The sequence below is a fragment of the Pseudoramibacter faecis genome (genome assembly GCF_036289405.1).
GTDB classification, from domain to species: Bacteria; Bacillota; Clostridia; order Eubacteriales; family Eubacteriaceae; genus Pseudoramibacter; species Pseudoramibacter faecis.
In genome coordinates this window covers 1-4,726 of the sequence record NZ_JAYFFI010000031.1, presented here as the reverse complement: position 1 = coordinate 4,726, position 4,726 = coordinate 1, and the positions used below count along the sequence as shown (strand labels likewise).

Annotated in this window: 4 protein-coding genes; 1 reads left to right on the top strand and 3 read right to left on the bottom strand. The window is 39.5% G+C overall.

What is annotated here, in order from left to right; all coding sequences use genetic code 11:
- Nucleotides 1-630: 630 nt before the first annotated feature.
- The 3 genes from V3C63_RS11630 to V3C63_RS11620 form a co-directional block, all read right to left on the bottom strand.
- Nucleotides 631-1,632: a class I SAM-dependent methyltransferase gene (locus tag V3C63_RS11630; protein WP_329888111.1), complete on the bottom strand. Its 1,002-nt coding sequence runs from the start codon at nt 1,630-1,632 to the stop codon at nt 631-633.
- Between the two features lie 74 nt (nt 1,633-1,706).
- Entirely contained in the window at nt 1,707-2,573 is an 867-nt protein-coding gene (locus V3C63_RS11625) for a 4Fe-4S dicluster domain-containing protein (protein ID WP_329888109.1), read from the bottom strand.
- Complete coding sequence (locus V3C63_RS11620; RefSeq protein ID WP_329888108.1) at nt 2,573-3,334, bottom strand: nitroreductase family protein; 762 nt, start codon at nt 3,332-3,334, stop codon at nt 2,573-2,575. Before V3C63_RS11620 ends, V3C63_RS11625 begins: the two co-directional genes overlap by 1 nt.
- Nucleotides 3,335-3,508: 174 nt before the next feature.
- Here V3C63_RS11620 and V3C63_RS11615 point away from each other — a divergent pair, with 174 nt between their 5' ends.
- Nucleotides 3,509-4,495, top strand: a complete 987-nt coding sequence (locus tag V3C63_RS11615; RefSeq protein WP_329888107.1) for a helix-turn-helix domain-containing protein — start codon at nt 3,509-3,511, stop codon at nt 4,493-4,495.
- Nucleotides 4,496-4,726: the final 231 nt, after the last annotated feature.

Here is a 4,726-nt window from a genome sequence, read left to right as displayed (position 1 = left end):
GGTCGGAAGAGTTAATTTCGTGTGCCTGCCGCTTCCGAAGTTCCTTATGGGCATTGATGCTTTCGTTTTTCAATGTCCGCTTGCAGAAGCCGTTGAATGCGCAGCGTATCTGCCATTCGGTCCATTCAGGTTCATTCATGGGATTCACCTCCTTTCGCAGCCGCGAAAGCGGGTAGAATTTCCCCTTCCGCAAACCCTCAACAACGCAGAGAGGAAAACTGCCAAAGAAAAGCGAATATTTTTAGAAAAAAGTTTTTGCAGGCACAAAAAATCCCGACTGAATGAAACAGCCGGGATCGGACATGAAAAGATAAGGTTATGGATATGATTTAACAGGTCATCCGTAAAGGCACGGAAACCCGGAAATAGAATATATCCTCTTCAATATGAATTTAAGATAGCGAAAAATAAACACGACGATACCTCCTTTGATACCGCCGTGTTTTCATAAGCTATGATTGAGTTTTGAACTCCCGCGTCTTTACTCATAATATAAAAACGGCGGTTAAATTCGATTTACTTCATAATCTCAATAGGAATGTTCCATATAAACGAGGGCGAAAGGTATTCTCATATTTGATGATTTTGAAATAGCTGAATTAGCCATGTTTCTATATTTATATCTTCTATTTATTGCCTAAGAATATTGATATCGTGCATTCCGGTGCTGAGAAGCACCTTGCGGTTTTCGATGGAATGAAACCCTCCGGCTTTTGCTGCATCGGCAACCTGACCTTTGATGACACCTATCGGCATCCCCTGTAAATTAAACGCCATATAGCCTAAAATCATATCCCACGGTCCGGAATAATCTGCTTCAATTCCTTCATTCAAGCACGCAACTACTCCACCGGGATTTAATGCTTTTTTCAACTTTGCAAAGAAATTTGCACCGCCTGTAATGGCGAACAACATAATGGACGAGCAGAGGATTAGATCATACCCGCTGCCAATCTCATCGTTTATAAAGTCTCCGGTTTTAACGGAAACGCTATCTTGCATATTGGAACATCTTACGGTTTCTTCAATAAGTGACTTCATGTCTGGTCTATCAAAAAGAACGCCCGTGCGGTTGCTTCCGTCCTGTATAACTGCAATTCCAAGACAACCTGCACCGCAGCCCAGATCCAATATTTTGTGAATAGATTTATACTCGGGAAGGGATCGGAGAATTTCTAACAGTTCATATTGACGTATCCCTGATTGAGCATCACGCATCGCCTCGCCATAAGCTGCAAAATCCATAGACTGCTGTGTCTGTTCCTGCGGTTTAGGGCCTTCCTTTACTTGCTGTGCCACGTTTCCAAGGCTCATTCCTTGATTATTACAGAAAAATGTCAGCACACTTCCCATATATGCAGGCTTCCCCTTAACAAGATATTTTGATGTTTCCGGCATATTACAAAATGTATCTCCATTTCGCTTAAGATAACCAAGACTGTACAAACCTTTCAAAAGATTGAAGGTATTGCCTTCATCCCAGCTCATTTTTTTAGATAGCTCTTTTGTGGTGATAGGATTTTCTAAATTAGAAAAGACATCTAATTCAATGGCAGCCTGTATCAGTTGCTGATAAGCGGGGAGATACGGTAGTGTTGTAAGCTGTTCATAAATATTTGTTTTGTTAATCATAGTAAGTTATCCTTTCTTTATTTATAATTTTTTATGCCATAACTTTTTCATTTTATATTTGGCGGATATCAGTTTTATCGATAAATGGCAGATTGTGGGGTTTCAAGTTCTGCAAAGCCGTCTGAAAGTCTCTTTCTTGCAACTTCAATATATGGATGTACAACGGCTTTTGCAGGGCAGTGATGATAGCATTCGGCGCATAAAATACAAGACTTGGGGTCACGCACCGTTTGTATTGTCCTGCCAATATGTGCAAACATATTGACGGGACAGGCTGCAACGCATCGCTCACAACCAATGCATTTTTCCGTATTGATTGCAACTTGCTTATATCTTCCATGAATTTTTTCTTGGCTGAAAATACGAAACATAATGCGTTTCATAAACGGTGTATATGCAAGTTTCTTTCCTACATTGACCATAGCTATCTTGTCGTTCACAACCTTTTCTGCTATTTCTGCCGCTTCTGCAAGGATTTGATCCTCAACTTTTCCCGGCAAATTTGGATTGATCCGTTTTTTGAAAGTTGCTGTCAAAGTATGCTCCGCAGCAATCTTAATGCCCATAATCGGAATATATCCTCTGTCGTTAAGTGCTTTACCCATTTCTTCCAGTGCAACACTGCTGTGCACTCCCCCATAGGTCACAAGCGGAATCGCCGGAAGCTGTCTGTTTTGGTTCTGAGGGAGTGCGCGTATGGTCCTGAGCATATTTTGTTCACAATGTCCGGCATATACCGGCGCACAGGGAATCAACAGATGATGTTCTCCAAGATCATTAACCAGTGTTTTTGTAATTGTGAAATCCTGAAGATACTTATCGTTTTTTGTGATGTTGATCATATGACAGGAAATTCCATTATCTTCAAGCAGATGCATGAATTTTTGTGCCGCAATGAGCGTATGTCCTGATGGACTAAATACAATAAAAACAGCTTTCATTACCTATCACTGTCCTTCTGTTTATCATCAAAACAATAGCGACCTCCGTTGCCATACTCCCAACTTCCAACCCTTGCTCCCAATTCAAAATGGAATTTGGCAATTCCAAGATCAATCATCGCAGTTTCCGTTGGACTTGTAATGGAAGCAGTCACCTGTCCATCTTTATATTTGAATACAAATGGGCGCAAATTTCTTGCGGTAGGCGCAAGATAAACAGCATCTATCCCTTGCTTAAACCACTCCGGCACAGGATCTTCCGCTTCTGCCAAAGCTTCCTTGGTTTTATTCTGCCTGTGCATCCCATATTCCATCATTCGTTCTTTAAGCGAATGCTTTTCATCTGAGTATCCGACAGCTATAACGCAATCCAGGACTTCGTCCCTTTCGCACAAGTCCATCGCTGCATTTTTATCATAACTTGTTCCAACCCAGCATGTGGATAGACCCATTGCAGTTGCTTCAAGAATTAGCTTTTCGCCAAAACGACCTACTTTTTCCATACGATCGGGAAGGGTTTTGCTTCCAATCATGGCAATGTAGTCCTGAACACCTACAAACAGACCATAGCTTTTGCGAAATCCGTCAAAAAGCTTCCCTCCATTTCCAATGACCAATTTCATATTAAGTCCGGATTCTCTGTTGCATAAAGCAATGCGATCTTCAAGCTTCTTTACGCACTTGGAATCAATCGGCCTATCCGTATATTTTCTGCGAGAGCATCTTTTTTTCATGGCGGAAAGATATTTTGCGATTTCCATTTTTCTCCTCCTTCGCACAAAAATCTTGAAAACTTATTTTGCCTAATATACAATCAAATTAGTTTTATCTAACTTGTGTTTTATTTTACTTATTCATATCTTTAGCGTCAATGAAAGATAGCAATGATTAGCTATTAGCACAAATTGTTTATCGGATGGAGAAAATATAATTTTATGAGCAAGCAATTAGACAAAATGTACAGAGATATTTTTGCAGGCAGGGGTGTTATACCATGTGAACCCGCTCCGGGATTTAATCCGAACGGCAAATTTTATAAAATGAATCCTGAGCTTGGCAAAGGATATTGTTGGGTTTATCAATGTAATCCGTATGTGACGATCACCATTATGGATCAGATTCACTATGAAGATACCTATTGTGCTTTTGAACAACCGGAATATATTTGTGTCGGTTATTTCTACTCCGTTTCCGGCGAAATACTGACACCTTACCGTCGCTTGACATCCGGAGCAATTCAGGCGTATGTCGGGAAAAAGAGTGAATATCGTATGATACTTCACAAAAAAATTCCTATCAATAGTATAAGCATTACATTTATGCCTGAATATTATAAGAAATATTTAAATGAACAATACCCTGACATTTATGAAAATCCTTCAGAAGCATTCAGACAGATAGACGGCTGTTCCAATTTTCCCGAACTGGTCATGGTTTTCAATCAGCTCAAAAATTATATGGGAGACGGCATATCGGCAAAGCTGTTTTATGAAAGTAAGGTAAATGAAGCCCTCTCCGTCATTCTTGAAAAAGCAAAAAAACAAAATAAAGAACATGGTAAACAACGGTTTTCAATACCTAATGATGACTTGGATGCCATAATATCCGTATCCAATTATATTAACGACCATTATGCTGAAGATATCAGAATTGATTTCCTTGCTCAAATTGCATGCATGAGTCAGGCTAAGATGAAATATGTATTCAAAGATGTGTATCATATGAGTATTCAACAATATATTGTTACACGCCGTATGACACATGCGGAACATCTCCTGAGAGATACAGTGCTTCCGGTCTCTCAAATTGCCGAAATGGTCGGTTACAAATATATCAGCAGTCTGTCCGATAGGTTCAGACAGCATACAGGAATGAAGCCCACCGAATATAGAGAAAAAATGCAGATGATAGTAAGTGATTGATCATCATGACATTAGCAATCAAGACTATGGACATATATTGTCCAAATAAAAGAGATAAAAATGTGAAGAAACAGACATAAAATATATCGAATACGAATTGAACAAAACTTATGAAATAAACGTTGCAGTTATAAAATTGTAGCGTTTTTTTTGTGTTCTTTGGCAAAAAGTGAATTTCCGTTGTTGTAGAGATTAAGGGATAAGTGGAATAGCAAGCATAGGAAAGGGGTA

What these genes read in the sequence shown, in the direction of transcription:
- V3C63_RS11630 (WP_329888111.1), bottom strand. Translation starts at nt 1,632, where the DNA reads ATGATTAACAAAACAAATATTTATGAACAGCTTACAACACTACCGTAT.
- V3C63_RS11625 (WP_329888109.1), bottom strand. Translation starts at nt 2,573, where the DNA reads ATGAAAGCTGTTTTTATTGTATTTAGTCCATCAGGACATACGCTCATT.
- V3C63_RS11620 (WP_329888108.1), bottom strand. Translation starts at nt 3,334, where the DNA reads ATGGAAATCGCAAAATATCTTTCCGCCATGAAAAAAAGATGCTCTCGC.
- V3C63_RS11615 (WP_329888107.1), top strand. Translation starts at nt 3,509, where the DNA reads ATGAGCAAGCAATTAGACAAAATGTACAGAGATATTTTTGCAGGCAGG.